Genomic DNA, 13,670 nt, shown 5'->3' on the forward strand with positions numbered 1-13,670 from the left:
CCCTTACCCACTACTCCCCACCTCCCCATTCCCCCATCTCCCTACTCTCCATTCCTCCATTCCCCCATTCCCCATCTCCCCATCCCACAAAGGATCTAACCATGACCTACCCCCTCTCCTTCCTCGCCCTACTCGTCGGTGCAGGCTTTTTACTCGGAGCCCTTTCCGGCATTTTGGGCAATTTCATTATCTTTGGCATCGTTAGCTAGCTCAGGAGGTTGACCATGCGTTGTTTTCACAAACTAGCTTTGAGTAGCTTGACCAGTTTAGGGCTACTGCTGACGGTGGCTACTGGCTCTCCAGCTCAAATGACCCATGAGCCAAGGTCTGAATCTAACGGTGGATTTCGTCGGATTGAACAGCCGCTGTGGGCAAAAGCCCTTGTAACGACAGGTGGCTTGGGTTTGATTGGACTAGAACTGTGGTGGTTTGTTTTCAGTCAACCCAAATTGAGCCAAGTCAAGGCCCAAGACGGCATACAGGAAATCACTATCGAGGTAGATGGCGGCTATGAACCGAACCAAATTGTGGTGCAAGCCGGTTTACCCGTACGGCTCAACTTCCATCGTACTGACCCGAGTAGTTGTCTAGAAGAGGTTCGCCTACCTGATTTTCGCATTGCTAAAGCCCTGCCGGTGAATCAAACCACCGCGATCGAGTTCACCCCGGATGAGCCTGGACGATATGAATTTGCCTGCGGCATGAATATGTTTCGCGGCATCGTTGAGGTCGTGGACCACTCCCTGAAAACTAACTCTACTGATTTGGCTACAGTAGCTGAATCGTAGCTCCGGCTTACTGATAACACCGAAGAATAATGTCTTGAAAACGGCAGCGGCGATCGCGATCGCTCTGGCAACAACAAAATCTAATCGCTTCAAGCGTGCTAGGGCTTTCGCTCCTGGTGTACGTTTAGGTATCGCATCAAGGGAACATGCGGCACTATAACTGGTTTGGCTTACAGGATATTATCCGTATCGTTGAGTAGTTGTTCACTAGCCCAAAAAGGGCCACTATCAGATCGTCGTTATTGCTTTCAGTACGCTATCTGAAGTGCTTCTACTGGGTTGGGAGTTCGTTAGATTGCCGCCAGAAGTGCTTCGCTATAGTAAAAGATAAGCCGATGATGGACAATTTCTGCAATCCTTTAAGAATGTTGGATAGAGCCTCCGGAGCAGAATTCACCTGCTAGTGCAGACGGCAACTTGATGGATTGTTAATCTATGAAATTGCAGCCACTGTTTCGAAAACTACATCGTACCCTTGCGCCCATTGTGCTGTTGCCTCTTTTAACGACAGCCATTACAGGGGTTGTCTATCGTCTTTCTAAAGACTGGTTCGGTTTATCCCGCGACCAAGTTCACATCCTCATGACGATCCACGAAGGAGAATATTTAGGCCCGACCCTGGAACCGTTCTACGTCCTGCTTAACGGATTAGGATTATTGTGGATGCTGGTAACGGGCAGCGTTATGGCCTTTCAACATTTCATGCGTTCTCGAAAATCGGCCAAGTCGTGAGCGCCATCACCAGTTCCCTTAGAACAAGACGGTGAGTCATCTGGCTGCACCTCCAGCACCACATGCGGTTAGGTGCACAAGCCCAGATAGCTAAAGCTACAAACGGAGAGAAATTAGGTTTTGAGAATTGGGCCAGCGCGTAGCTGCAATCGAGACGATCATTTGCTCAAGACTTCTCAATATTTATTCGAAAAACTTTGATGAATGTTCGCTAGATCCAAGCTTAAACAGCCGCTCCTAAGGGCTTGTGTTAACATCAGTAAAATATTCTCTAAGCAATCACCGATGAGTAAGGTTCTAGTGCTTAATGCCTCCTACGAACCGCTCAACATCACTAGTTGGCGTCGAGCGATTGTCCTTGTCATCAAAGGTAAGGCTGAGGAGGTTGAACATAACGGACGGTTCATCTATCCAAATATTCCATTACCGACTGTTATTCGTTTGAGGCACTATGTTCGAGTGCCCTACAAGGAAATCCCCCTTACTCGTCGCAACATTCTTCAACGAGACACCCACACCTGCCAGTACTGCGGTTACTCAGGGGATGGTCTAACCCTTGATCACGTACTACCGCGATCGCGGGGTGGTGGTGACACTTGGGAAAACATGGTGACTGCCTGCGTACGCTGTAATGTTCAAAAGGGCAATCGCACACCTCGCGAAGCCTCCATGCCGCTGCAAAATCCGCCTCGTCGTCCTCACAGCAGTCTATATTTCGAAGTGACGCGACAAGTGCGAAGTGGGACTCATGAAGAGTGGAAAAAGTACGTCATCGGGGTATAGACAGTGGCTGTTATCGGTTGAATGAAAGGGCTGTCATTCCTGACATGCCCTTCAATGTGTGGCTTTAGAGGGGTACGCTTGCGATCTGAGGAAGTTATCCTAAAGAGGAAAGCTAAGTAATTACTTGTGACTAACTCCAACAAAGCATCATCCGCTACAGTTAAGGATTCTGACACTTCGGCTACGAATCAATCTACGAAGACAGTTTCAGCTTCGGTAGGACAGCGGGCGATCAGTAAGAGAGCTAATGACGAAGAGCGTAGCCTTGTTTTTCAGCTCAGTAAGTTGTTGTCAGAGCGCTCGGGCCATCGTCATTTAGTGCTCATTCAGGATTTCCCCGACCCTGATGCGCTTTCGTCGGCGTGGACCTATCGATTAATCTGCAAGAATTACAACATTGACTGCGATATCTACTACGGCGGCACCTTGAGCCATCAAGAAAATATTGCGCTGGTGCGCCTGTCGGGGATGCCAGTTCGCCGTTGGAATTTACAGACTAACAGTGGACCGGACCTGAGTCAGTATCAAGCTTACGTGCTGTTAGATACGCAAGGAACGACGAGTCAGCTCATTCACCTTGTCGAAGCAGCAGAACTCCCCCTATTTTTGGTTGTCGATCACCATGCCCCCCAGCACGAGATATCCGCTAGTTTGGTAGACTTGCGGCCTCATATTCGAGCGACGGCAACGATTCTGACGCAGTACTTGCAGAGTGAGCAGCTATTAACGCTAGATCGAGGTAACAGCACTCATGTTAAATGTGCTACGGCTTTGATGCATGGTCTGCGGGCTGATACAAATAACCTCATGCATGCAGCTGAGGCCGATTTTGAAGCAGCCGCATACTTGAGTAATTATTACGATCCACAGCTGCTGGCAGCGATCTTAAGGGCCTCGCGATCCAAGCGGGTAATGGATGTCATTGAGCGATCGCTGCGCAATCGTCAGGTGCAAAACAACTTCTCGATTGCAGGGGTGGGCTACCTGCGATACGAAGACCGAGACGCCATTCCGCAAGCAGCCGATTTTCTTGTCACTGAAGAAAACGTGCATACTGCCGTCGTTTACGGCATTGTTCACGATGAAGATGAAGAAAGAGAAGTTGTCATCGGCTCACTTAGAACAAGCAAGATCACCCTCGATCCAGACGAGTTTATCAAGGAAGCCTTTGGTCGCGATACAGAGGGACGGTTCTTTGGGGGTGGGCGCACGACGGCAGGTGGCTTTGAAATTCCCATTGGGTTCCTGTCCGGTTTTTATGAAAATAGCGACTACAACCGCCTAAAATGGGAGGTCTTCGACATTCAAGTCAAGCAAAAGCTACTGCGTCTCATTAATCCAGAAGATGGCCTCATCTCCACAGACTGATCTGTATTTCATCCGCCACGGTATCGCAGCAGAGCGAGGCACCTACGACAATGATGATGAGCGTCCCCTGACAGAAAAGGGGCGATCGCGAACGAAAAAAGTAGCTCGACGTTTGAAGGAGCTAAACCTTGAGTTTGATTTGGTACTCACTAGTCCCCTCATTCGCGCCTCTCAAACCGCAGAGATCTTGTTGAAAACGGGCCTGGCACCTATATCAGAAACCAGGCTGGAACTGGCTCCAGGAGGTAGTCTCCAAGCCTGGTTGCCTTGGCTAGCTCAATGGCAGACCTGCCATTCTGAAAGTCGCCTCGCGTTGATCGGCCATGAACCCGATCTGACTATGTGGGCGCAGCAGCTGGTGATAGGACAGATTAGCGATCGCTGGCACCTTAAGAAAGCCGGCATTGTTGGAGTGCAGGTCTTAGCGGCAGAAGAGGCGATCGCCAACAGCATGCTCTTCTGGTTCACACCGCCGCGACTGATGCTGTAGCAAAACTTGGGTAAGTTCCCCAAAGCCTTGACAACAGAGTGTTTGTCCTCACGTTCCGCTTCCGTTGATAATAGGTGGGAATTGTCCCTGTTGGAAAAGCGATGGCAAAACACAAAAGGAGCACGGCAGAAAGCAGAACAAATCCTGTATGCAGTGCGGATTTTGACATTCTTGACTCTCTTGAACTTGATAGCTACGGCTCCCAAAAGCCAACCTTTTCTAGTCTTGAGACAACTAAAAATCAATATGCGTTCAATCAAAACAGATTGAAGGACCCAACTTCTGTTACTGAAAGTTTTGTAGCAGAGTGACTCCACAATAGCAGCACAGTATTTTGAGTTCTATCGCCTAACTAAGCCATTATCGATAATGAGGTGTCTCACGATGTACTGCTGGAATCTGGAGATTTAAAGGTATCAACTAACGCATGGGAGCGATGCACCACAATGACAGTCTGTGACTACAAACCTGGTTTAGAGGGGATTCCAGCAACTGAATCAGCCATCAGCTATGTCGATGGCCAGCAGGGAATTCTGGAATATCGAGGTATTCGCATTGAAGACTTAGCTCAAAGCAGCACCTTTTTAGAGTCTGCATACTTGCTGATTTGGGGCGGTTTACCCACCAAAAAAGAACTGGAAGAATTTGAATACGAGATTCGACATCACCGTCGATTGAAGTATCGAATTCGAGACATGATGAAGTGCTTTCCTGAGGGTGGACATCCGATGGATGCGCTACAAGCCTGCGCTGCTGCCCTAGGGTTGTTTTATTCCAAACGGGATTTAGATGACCCGGTCTACATTCAGCAAGCCGTTGTTCGCCTGCTTGCCAAGATTCCGACGATGGTGGCCGCTTTTCAGCTGATGCGAAAGGGAAATGATCCGGTCACGCCGCAGGATGATTTGGGATATGCGGCAAATTTTCTTTATATGCTGAATGAGCAAGAACCGGACCCGTTAGCAGCCCGAATTTTCGATATTTGTTTGACGCTACACGCAGAACACACCATCAATGCGTCCACGTTCTCAGCAATGGTGACTGCATCCACGCTAACGGACCCCTATGCAGTTATTGCATCTGCGGTAGGCACGTTAGCAGGTCCTCTTCACGGTGGTGCCAATGAAGAAGTCATTACCATGTTGGAAACCATCGGCAGCGTCGAGAATGTGCGGCCTTATATTGACGACTGCATTAAGCACAAGAGGAAGATTATGGGCTTTGGACACCGAGTCTACAAAGTCAAAGACCCACGGGCTAAGATTCTGCAAAAGCTGGCAGAGCAGCTATTCGAAAAGTTCGGTGGGGATGAGTATTACGAGATTGCGCTGGAGCTGGAGCAAGTCGTTACTGAGCGCCTGGGTGAGAAGGGCGTCTACCCTAATGTCGATTTCTATTCTGGATTGGTGTATCGTCGCCTCGGGATTCCGACAGACCTATTTACGCCCGTCTTTGCGATCGCCCGTGCCGCAGGTTGGTTAGCTCACTGGAAAGAGCAGCTCAAAGAGAACCGTATTTTTCGCCCTACCCAAATTTACACGGGGTCGCATGGGCAGCAGTACATTCCTATTTACAATCGCCCACAAATTTGGGACAAAGCCTCTAAAAACGGCCACATGTGAAGGGTTTCACCCCTCTTGTCACTATGAGACAAAGGCCGCAATATTACTCCAGTGACGATTTTCAGGAACTCCAGTCCCTCCATTCGTGGAGGGATTTTTCGTTCTATCGTTTTTTCAAATAGCCGTCGCCAATTCCGTTAGGACAAGCGGCCAGCCATTGGGCTATCGCCCCGGCTGCTGTTGCGGCCACAAGCCCATAGCACTATGGCGCAAAGTATGGCAGAAAGGTTGATTCGCCCTTGTGCTCTTGAACTATAGCTGGCTGGTCAAAAAGTCATTGATCGCTTTTGTCCAAAAAGATTTATCGACAGTGACTAACAAGCTGTGACCTGTGTCAGGAAAGAGCGCTAATTCCTTTGTGCCCTGAAGGTTCTCATAGATAGTCCTAATCTCATCAACCGTTGTCCAGCGATCGTCTTCTCCGTGAAGAATAAGCGTTGGCACTTCAACTGATTTAGCGTATCGAGCCGGATTGTGAACGAAGCCATTGTAGCCGTGTTGCACACTGCCCCAAAACACGATTAATTCAGCAATTCCTAAGGTTGGAAAATCTTGGGCTCTCATCCGCGATTTCACTGCGCTCATGAAATAAGCGAAGGGCGCTTCCAGAATGGTCGCATCCGGTTGTAGGCCATCTCTTACGGCTTTCAAGATGGCCGCACTCCCTGCTGAGACGCCATATAAGACGTACGGTTTGGGTAAGCCAATGTCTTCAGCGTGCTGCATTGCGTAAGCCACATCATGGGCTTCTCTCATGCCAATGGTTGTGCTGTTGCCGCTTGATCCGCCTTGCCCGCGAAAGTCCACCATCAGAGTGTGATAGCCCAGTTGGTTAAAGACGCTAGCCGGCAGCATGAGCTGATGGGCTTTATTGCCTCCATTGCCAGGAAACAGTAGGACCGTTCCTTTGGATTCACCATAGACTGGAATGCGCCAAGCCTCTAGCCACTCATCTTCATTAATTGCAATTCGCTCAGTGGCGTAATCCAAACCGAAATCTGCGGGTTTGCGGGCGTTCTCAGGCTTGGGCGCGAATGCTAAACCGGGTAGCAGCGAGTCGTTGAAGTGCGTCAGCGTATAGGCCCCAAAGAAGGCGAGACCATTCAGCAGCACCAACAGAACACTTATGCAAAACAAAATATAAGTTCGACTTTTGCGACTCAATAGTCCCGCCAGAAAAAATGCGATCGCTCCTGTTCCCCCCAACCAAAGCGCAATGGTCACTAGCGGCAGACGACTCATCGAAAACCGTGCCTGGGGTTGCAAAAGCAAGAAAACAATGACGCCCAAGGTCAAGATTCCCCAAGCAAAGAATCCAATCTGAAGCAACACCAAACGAGTCTTAGAACGAGAGCGAATCATGGCTAGATGACTGAAGGTAGCAGGGCGGATAAGTAGGGAGTTTGGAGGCTCGGAAGGCAGGTGAGGTCTCTATGCTCTATTGCAAGTCCCCGATGGGTTGCGTTTTGAGCAGTAGGGAATTGACGACGACGGTCACTGAGCTGAAGGCCATGAGGCCACCTGCAACGGCAGGACTGAGACTGATGCCATAGACGGGCAGCAGAACGCCAGCAGCAGCGGGAATGCCAATGAGGTTATAGGCAAAAGCCCAAACCAGATTTTGCCGAATTTTAGCAACAGTTGCTCGCCCTAGATGCAAGGCCACAGAAATTTCTGTGAGGCGATCGCTCATCAGCACCATATCAGCGGCTTCGGCAGCAATATCAGTCCCGGAACTGAGGCTAATGCCAACATCGGCTTGAGCAAGGGCTGGCGCGTCGTTGATGCCGTCACCCACTAGAGCAACGTGATGCCCTGCGGCCTGAAGGTCTGCAATAGCTTGAGATTTATCGGCTGGAAGAACTTCGGCAATCACACGGTCGGCTGGGATGCCAACGGTCTGAGCAACGGTTTTGGCGACGGGAGTGCGATCGCCTGTCAACACATGAAGGGAGAGTCCTTCTGCTTGAAGCGTGGCTAGGGCGGCTTGCGCATCAGGACGAATAGTGTCAGCAACCGCGATAATACCAACAACTTGGTCGGCAATCACAACGTAGACTGCCGTTTGGTCCTCCGAAATTTGAGCCATTGCGTCTGAGGCAGCCTCTGAAATAGCAATCCTTTGCTTTAAAAGCCAAGTTGAATTGCCGAGCAGTACGGTTTGGGATTGTCCTTGCCAAAGAACAGCAGCAGCAACGCCTAGACCGGCTTCCGTTTGAAAGTCAGTGGCTGTAGGCAGATCCAAATCACGGTCTTGTGCGGCCTGCTGAATCGCGATCGCCAGGGGATGCTGAGTGCCGCTTTCGACTGCCGCCGCAATCCGCAGCAGATCAGTTTCGGTCAACGTATCATCCAAGACCCGACAGGCAGTGACCTGCGGTGTTCCTCGGGTCAGCGTCCCTGTTTTGTCAAAAACAACAGTGTCAACTTTGCTCAAAGACTCCAAGACATCACCGCCCCGGATGAGCAGTCCCCGCTCTGCGCCAATTCCTGACCCCACCAAAATGGCTGTTGGGGTAGCCAGTCCCAAAGCACAGGGACAAGCAATCACTAGGACAGCGATCGCCAGCTTCAAACTGATGAGTGAAGTTGAAGATTGCAAGGTCATGTGATGATGGGCATGAACCGATCCCAGAGCGCTGGTGAGCACGTCCGGCCACAGGTTGAGACCGATAAAATACCAGAACACGAACGTCAAAGCCGCAAGGGTCAGAACGCCGTAAGTGAAGTAGCCGGAAATAATATCTGCTAAGCGCTGAATGGGAGCTTTGCGAGTTTGGGCCGCTTCCACCAAGCGAATCATTTGCGAAAGAACCGTATCGCTGCCAGTTTCAGTCACTTTGAGAGCGATCGCGCCCGTTTGGTTGAGAGTTCCGGCAGTAACGGTCGTTCCTGGCTGCTTTTCGACCGGGATCGATTCACCTGTCAGCATGGATTCATCGACCGTGGTTTGTCCAGCGACGACTTGCCCATCGGCTGGAATCGTCTCTCCGGGCAACACTCGCAACCATTCCCCGGATTGCACCGCGCTCACAGGAATCTCAACGCCGGGCTGGGTGGCACCGTCGGTTTCCGCTGTGCCAATGAGTCGAGCTTTAGTAGGCTGAAGGGCAATCAGCGATCGCAATGCATCAGTTGCTCGAAAACGTGCCCGCTGCTCCAAGGTTCGTCCCAGCAGAATAAAGCTGAGCAGCATGACAGGTTCGTCAAAAAAGCACTCCCATCCCAGACCAGGAAACACCAGCGCGACAACACTGGCACTGTAAGCACTCAAGGCCCCTAATGCTACAAGCGTATTCATATTAGGTGCCCCGTTCCGGATTCCTTGCCAACCATCAAGGACGATTTCACGGGCCGGAAACAATAGAGTTACCGTTGCTAGCACGAAGTGGAACCAGAGATTGCTTAAAACGGGAATCGTCACCCAACCGAAGTGATGGAGGTGTCCTACGGTAGAGAGCGCAAGAAGCGTAAGGGCGATCGTCAATTGCTGGGTCTGACTTTGATTCTCCGCCTGTTTTCGAGCTAGCCAGTCTGTCAGACCAGTGTTGGGGCCGTCAGCGTCATCTGCAGCCCGTCGAACTTGAGACGGAAAGCCCGCTTGAGTCAGGCGATCAGCCAGATCAGTGGGATCCACTGCGGATTTGGGCTCGGTTTTGACAACCGCAACTTCTGTGATTAAGTTAACCGTTGCGTTCATCACCCCTTCGCAGGCTGTGAGCTGTTTTTCAACGGTTCGCACACAGCCAGCACATTTCATACCACTGACATCGAACACAAAAGATTGAGTCGCGGCAGGCTGTGGAGGGGTCTGATCCTGACGGTCTGTAGACGGCGCGGAGGGGGCTTTTACCATTACGGAAGAAAAATGGACTGTATTGTATAGTTTGAGCGTAAAGGTGAATATTTATAGTTGTGGAGAATTATTGAGTTTTCTTTGTGATTGAGAAGCAGGAAGATGACTTAAATTTAAGCGATGCTGCCGCGCTTACGAGCTTCTTTGTAGGAAGTCCCCACATTCTGTAGCCCTACTCGAATCATTTCTCGTTCCAGCAGGGCAAAGAAGCGGGTGCGATCACCCCCTCTAACCACGGCCTGATTGTGCGCCTCTGCTAAAGCAACGGGATAACCATAGCCTTTCTGAACCTGAGTAATCATCATCTCTAGGGCGGCATTTCGCAAAGTGTCATCTAGGGCAACCCATTCGGGCATCTCTACCCGCGCCACCTCCGCTCCAACATGGACATAGCAAAAATAAACGCGATGGTCGCCATAGCTCTCCAAGATATTGGCTGAACTGCGGTAGAGAGGACCACGCTGGCCCGGAGTCAGGTCAGTTGCCCACAGTGCAACATCTCGCAGGGGATCAAAAACCTGACAGGGGAGGCGATCGCGCTCAGCAGCACAGTGGGTTAAACAGTCTGGGGTCTCAAAAGGACAACTCTGCAACCGCAAAAAGTTGAGCGCTTCGCCGCTGCGGGACGCGCTGACATAGCCGATGAGGGGAATACTCGCGGCCTGCAGTTGGTCCCAAGCAGACAGGATAGGCGGTAGGATGCGATCGCGAGCGTTCCCTGGCAAATCCTCTAAAAACCAATAGATTAGAGAACCATCAGTTAAGGCAAGAGTCGGAGCTGTGCCAAAGCGATCGCCGTGGGCAGAAATAGCTAGTTCGGACAGAGCGACTGCCTCCGAAACCGTGCGCCGATGCCCCATCCATTCCTCGGTACGAATCCCCCACTGGCGAGACACGTGAAGATCTTCGGGCCGATAAACCACTTCCGGCAGGCTATCCAGCAGGGGATAACGGCTCTGACCATAGTGCAGCACGACTCGCCCAATATTGAGCAAATAGCAGTAGGCAATCTCGTGATGGCTGGGGGAAATTTGAGAGCCGTCTGTAGCAAGTACGGTGTGGGCTTCAGGAGCTGTTTGAATGTCGATGCGCGTATTAAGCGGTTCGATAGGTTGGGCGATCGCAAAGGGGATGCGATCGCGAAACGCCTCTAGCTGCTCCACCAACTCAGTCTGACGGGTCTGCGCCTGGGACATAAGCTTGGTGGCAATGGACACGCGCCGTCCTGCGGCTTCTGCCTCGTTTCGCAGGTGATTACTAATACCCTGCATCTGCTGGGCTAGCTTCATCAGATCCAACATGGCAAACCACCGTTTAGATACAGCTTTAGCCTTGAGGCTCATGCAGCCAATAGCGCCTGGATGCTTGGCTCATAGCCTAATGGCTGGCCGTCTTGTTCTGACAGAACTGGCGACGGCTATGGGTGCTCAGAGTTTGGCCGTAGCCGTGAACTCGGACTGGTGGGCGTGCTCACCCTACTGGTATCTAATCCAATGTAGGCACTAGGGGATCGATAGCCATTCTGAGAACCCACGTACTAGCTGAGACAACGATAACAGATGAATGCGGGGATCGCTCGCAGCGCTGTCCTTTTCTGCTGTGGTGTTGTAGCCCCAGTCCACTAAAAAGAGCGTAATGTCTTGCAAATTAGCTTCAGCTTTTACCTTAGTCAGCGTCTTTAGCCGATCTTCGACAAACCAGATAGGCTGCTTGCGGGATGCTTCGGCAGGAGGGGACTGCTGGAGTTGTCTGAGAGTGACTGATTTAGATTGCTTGTTTTCTTTACCAATAATCCGTTCACGAGGCAGATCTATCCCTTCTTGCGCCAGCAGTGCGTGGATAAAGCGTCCTTCCTTGGTGGAAATGATGAGTGGAAAAACGTCGGAGGCGATCGCTTGCTGCAGTCGTTCAATCACACCAGGATAAAAGCGATGAAGGCTGAGCCAACCCTGTAAATCCTCTTTTATCCAGCGATCACGGGTGCCGTCTACCGCTGTCATCGCCTCGTCAGGGTTAACACCCGTCTCTTGAAGAATATCCTGCACGATGGACTGCCAGTGATCCAGTACTGCTGTATCTTGAACGCCCTGTTGCAGGGCATGGAGCAGCAGTGGCATTTCCCATCCCGTTTCGATCACCGGACGCAGCGGATAGAATTGCTCCGCCAGTCCGTCAGGAGGGGCTTTTTCGCGATCTAGAAAAAGCTGACAGTAGGCTTTCCAAGCGGTTTGAAAATACTCTACTAGCCCATCACACAAAACCCCATCAAAATCCAAAGCCAAAATTCCTGGAGCAGCCATCTCACAATCCTCATACGTTGATTGGTTATCCCTCTTTGAGATTAAATCTATCTGTGGATTATTGAGGCGGTTGGCGGTCAGGGCTATGTTTGGGGAGTTGCTTGCAATCAGACTATGCCCTTCCAACGCTCCAGCGGAATTATTTTGCATCCCACCAGCCTCCCCGGTCGTTTCGGTATCGGTGATCTGGGTAAGGCTGCTTATGAATTTGTGGATTTTTTGGAACAAAGTGGTCAGAAAATTTGGCAGATATTGCCCTTAGGCCCTACGGGATACGAGCACTCGCCCTACACGATGAACTTCAGTGCTTTCGCCGGTAATCCATTGCTAATTAGTCTGGAGCAGTTAGCTAAAGAAGGGCTGTTGCAAGCAGACCAGTTAGAGCCACTATCAAATTCAGAGACAAGCAACCGGGTCGATTTTGATCAGGTCATTCCGTACAAAACCCAATATCTCAAACAGGCGTTTCAGAAGTTCCAGCCTGATGATGCTTTTCATCAGTTTTGCCAAGAGCAGGCCTATTGGCTGGATGATTACGTATTGTTCATGGCGCTGCTGGAAGCTAACGATGGCAAAGAATGGAGCGATTGGGATAAGGCGATAGCTCGACGAGAACCCGATGCTCTTAAGGCACAGGCCGAGGCGCTGAAGGACGAGATTCAGTACCACCGTTTTGTTCAATTCAAATTCTTTGAGCAGTGGAAGGCGCTGCGGGCTTACACGAACCATAAAGACATTCAGATTGTCGGGGACGTTTCCATCTACGTTTGCTATAACAGCGCCGATGTTTGGGCCGATCCGCAATGCTTTAAACTCGATCCAGAAACGCTGAAGTCTACCTACATTGCAGGCGTTCCTCCCGACTATTTCAGTGCCACCGGACAGCTCTGGGGCAACCCAGTTTACGACTGGGACTATCTTGAGCGCACCGACTTTAGCTGGTGGGTAAAGCGGTTCAGAGCTACCTTAGAATATGTAGACATCGTTCGCATCGATCATTTCCGGGCGTTCGAAGCCTATTGGCAGGTGCCCGCAGGCGAAGAAACCGCCATGAATGGTGAGTGGGTCGAAGCACCGGGATATGTTTTCTTTGAAACCCTGGGCGATCGCCTCGGCAGCTTACCCGTCCTGGCAGAAGACCTAGGCATCATCACCCCTGAAGTGGAGGCCCTGCGGGATCACTTTGAGTTCCCCGGCATGAGGATTCTGCTGTTCGCTTTTGGGGACACCGCTGAAAATCTCTACCAGCCCCACAACTATGTCCAGAACTGTGCCGTGTATGTAGGAACCCACGACAACGATACGGCAATGGGCTGGTGGGAACAGGGCGCAACCGACCCAGAGAAGGCGGCGATCGCCCGCTACCTCGGCCTGCCTTCCCCCGATGCCATTCAGGAAATTAACTGGACGCTGTTGCGGTTAGCCTTTGCCTCAGTTGCGGATCTGGCGATCGTGCAGCTGCAAGATGTGATGGGTCTTGGCCACGATGGTCGCATGAACGATCCCAGCACTCCCTACGGTAACTGGCGCTGGCGCTATCCCCGCTCCGAGGACATCACTGAGGCCATGACGCAGCGACTGCTAGAGGTCACTCAAACCTACCGACGTTAGGAAGGGAAAGCTTCATTAGGGAACGGAATAGATTTGGACTGTAGCATTTCCGCTTGTCAGCCCAACGGTTGTGGTTCATGGCTGAATCCGAACTCTATAAGCTGCACTGAAAATGCAGAT

At 51.1% G+C, this 13,670-nt stretch carries 11 protein-coding genes; 7 read left to right on the top strand and 4 right to left on the bottom strand.

What is annotated here, in order from left to right:
- Nucleotides 1-224: 224 nt before the first annotated feature.
- The 6 genes from PN498_RS06715 to PN498_RS06740 all read left to right on the top strand — a co-directional run bounded on the left by PN498_RS06715 (nucleotide 225) and on the right by PN498_RS06740 (nucleotide 5,783).
- The gene (locus PN498_RS06715) at nucleotides 225-788 is read left to right on the top strand and encodes a cupredoxin domain-containing protein (RefSeq protein ID WP_272061951.1); all 564 of its coding nucleotides are present in this window, start codon (nucleotides 225-227) and stop codon (nucleotides 786-788) included.
- A gap of 435 nt (nucleotides 789-1,223) precedes the next feature.
- Entirely contained in the window at nucleotides 1,224-1,520 is a 297-nt protein-coding gene (locus PN498_RS06720; protein WP_272061952.1) for a PepSY domain-containing protein, read from the top strand.
- Nucleotides 1,521-1,805: 285 nt separating this feature from the next.
- A complete protein-coding gene (locus PN498_RS06725; RefSeq protein WP_272061953.1) occupies nucleotides 1,806-2,303 on the top strand; it encodes an HNH endonuclease in 498 nt (165 codons plus the stop codon).
- A 126-nt stretch (nucleotides 2,304-2,429) separates the two neighbouring features.
- Nucleotides 2,430-3,671, top strand: a complete 1,242-nt coding sequence (locus PN498_RS06730; RefSeq protein WP_272061954.1) for a DHH family phosphoesterase — start codon at nucleotides 2,430-2,432, stop codon at nucleotides 3,669-3,671.
- Nucleotides 3,649-4,161 carry a phosphohistidine phosphatase SixA gene (gene sixA, locus PN498_RS06735; protein WP_272061955.1) on the top strand — a complete coding sequence of 171 codons (513 nt, stop codon included), beginning with the start codon at nucleotides 3,649-3,651 and terminating at the stop codon, nucleotides 4,159-4,161. The genes PN498_RS06730 and sixA overlap by 23 nt, the downstream gene beginning before the upstream one ends.
- 446 nt (nucleotides 4,162-4,607) lie before the next feature.
- A complete protein-coding gene (locus tag PN498_RS06740; protein ID WP_272061956.1) occupies nucleotides 4,608-5,783 on the top strand; it encodes a citrate synthase in 1,176 nt (391 codons plus the stop codon).
- A 252-nt stretch (nucleotides 5,784-6,035) separates the two neighbouring features.
- Here the strand turns inward: PN498_RS06740 and PN498_RS06745 are convergent, their stop codons facing one another.
- The 4 genes from PN498_RS06745 to PN498_RS06760 form a co-directional block, all read right to left on the bottom strand.
- A complete protein-coding gene (locus PN498_RS06745; protein ID WP_272061957.1) occupies nucleotides 6,036-7,145 on the bottom strand; it encodes an alpha/beta hydrolase in 1,110 nt (369 codons plus the stop codon).
- 76 nt (nucleotides 7,146-7,221) lie between these two features.
- Nucleotides 7,222-9,639: a heavy metal translocating P-type ATPase gene (locus PN498_RS06750; RefSeq protein WP_272061958.1), complete on the bottom strand. Its 2,418-nt coding sequence runs from the start codon at nucleotides 9,637-9,639 to the stop codon at nucleotides 7,222-7,224.
- Nucleotides 9,640-9,752: 113 nt separating this feature from the next.
- Nucleotides 9,753-10,940, bottom strand: a complete 1,188-nt coding sequence (locus tag PN498_RS06755) for a DNA double-strand break repair nuclease NurA (RefSeq protein ID WP_272061959.1) — start codon at nucleotides 10,938-10,940, stop codon at nucleotides 9,753-9,755.
- Between the two features lie 201 nt (nucleotides 10,941-11,141).
- A complete protein-coding gene (locus tag PN498_RS06760; protein WP_272061960.1) occupies nucleotides 11,142-11,939 on the bottom strand; it encodes an HAD family hydrolase in 798 nt (265 codons plus the stop codon).
- A gap of 114 nt (nucleotides 11,940-12,053) precedes the next feature.
- Here PN498_RS06760 and malQ point away from each other — a divergent pair, with 114 nt between their 5' ends.
- Nucleotides 12,054-13,550, top strand: coding sequence for a 4-alpha-glucanotransferase (gene malQ / locus PN498_RS06765; protein ID WP_272061961.1), 1,497 nt, complete (start codon nucleotides 12,054-12,056; stop codon nucleotides 13,548-13,550).
- Nucleotides 13,551-13,670 lie beyond the last annotated feature (120 nt).

Origin of the sequence: Oscillatoria sp. CS-180 (assembly GCF_028330965.1) — a bacterium.
GTDB lineage: Bacteria > Cyanobacteriota > Cyanobacteriia > Phormidesmidales > Phormidesmidaceae > Halomicronema.

Coding starts and splice junctions, on each gene's coding strand:
- PN498_RS06715 (WP_272061951.1), top strand. CDS start 225: ATGCGTTGTTTTCACAAACTAGCTTTGAGTAGCTTGACCAGTTTAGGG.
- PN498_RS06720 (WP_272061952.1), top strand. CDS start 1,224: ATGAAATTGCAGCCACTGTTTCGAAAACTACATCGTACCCTTGCGCCC.
- PN498_RS06725 (WP_272061953.1), top strand. CDS start 1,806: ATGAGTAAGGTTCTAGTGCTTAATGCCTCCTACGAACCGCTCAACATC.
- sixA (WP_272061955.1), top strand. CDS start 3,649: ATGGCCTCATCTCCACAGACTGATCTGTATTTCATCCGCCACGGTATC.
- PN498_RS06740 (WP_272061956.1), top strand. CDS start 4,608: ATGACAGTCTGTGACTACAAACCTGGTTTAGAGGGGATTCCAGCAACT.
- PN498_RS06745 (WP_272061957.1), bottom strand. CDS start 7,145: ATGATTCGCTCTCGTTCTAAGACTCGTTTGGTGTTGCTTCAGATTGGA.
- PN498_RS06750 (WP_272061958.1), bottom strand. CDS start 9,639: ATGGTAAAAGCCCCCTCCGCGCCGTCTACAGACCGTCAGGATCAGACC.
- PN498_RS06755 (WP_272061959.1), bottom strand. CDS start 10,940: ATGTTGGATCTGATGAAGCTAGCCCAGCAGATGCAGGGTATTAGTAAT.
- PN498_RS06760 (WP_272061960.1), bottom strand. CDS start 11,939: ATGGCTGCTCCAGGAATTTTGGCTTTGGATTTTGATGGGGTTTTGTGT.
- malQ (WP_272061961.1), top strand. CDS start 12,054: ATGCCCTTCCAACGCTCCAGCGGAATTATTTTGCATCCCACCAGCCTC.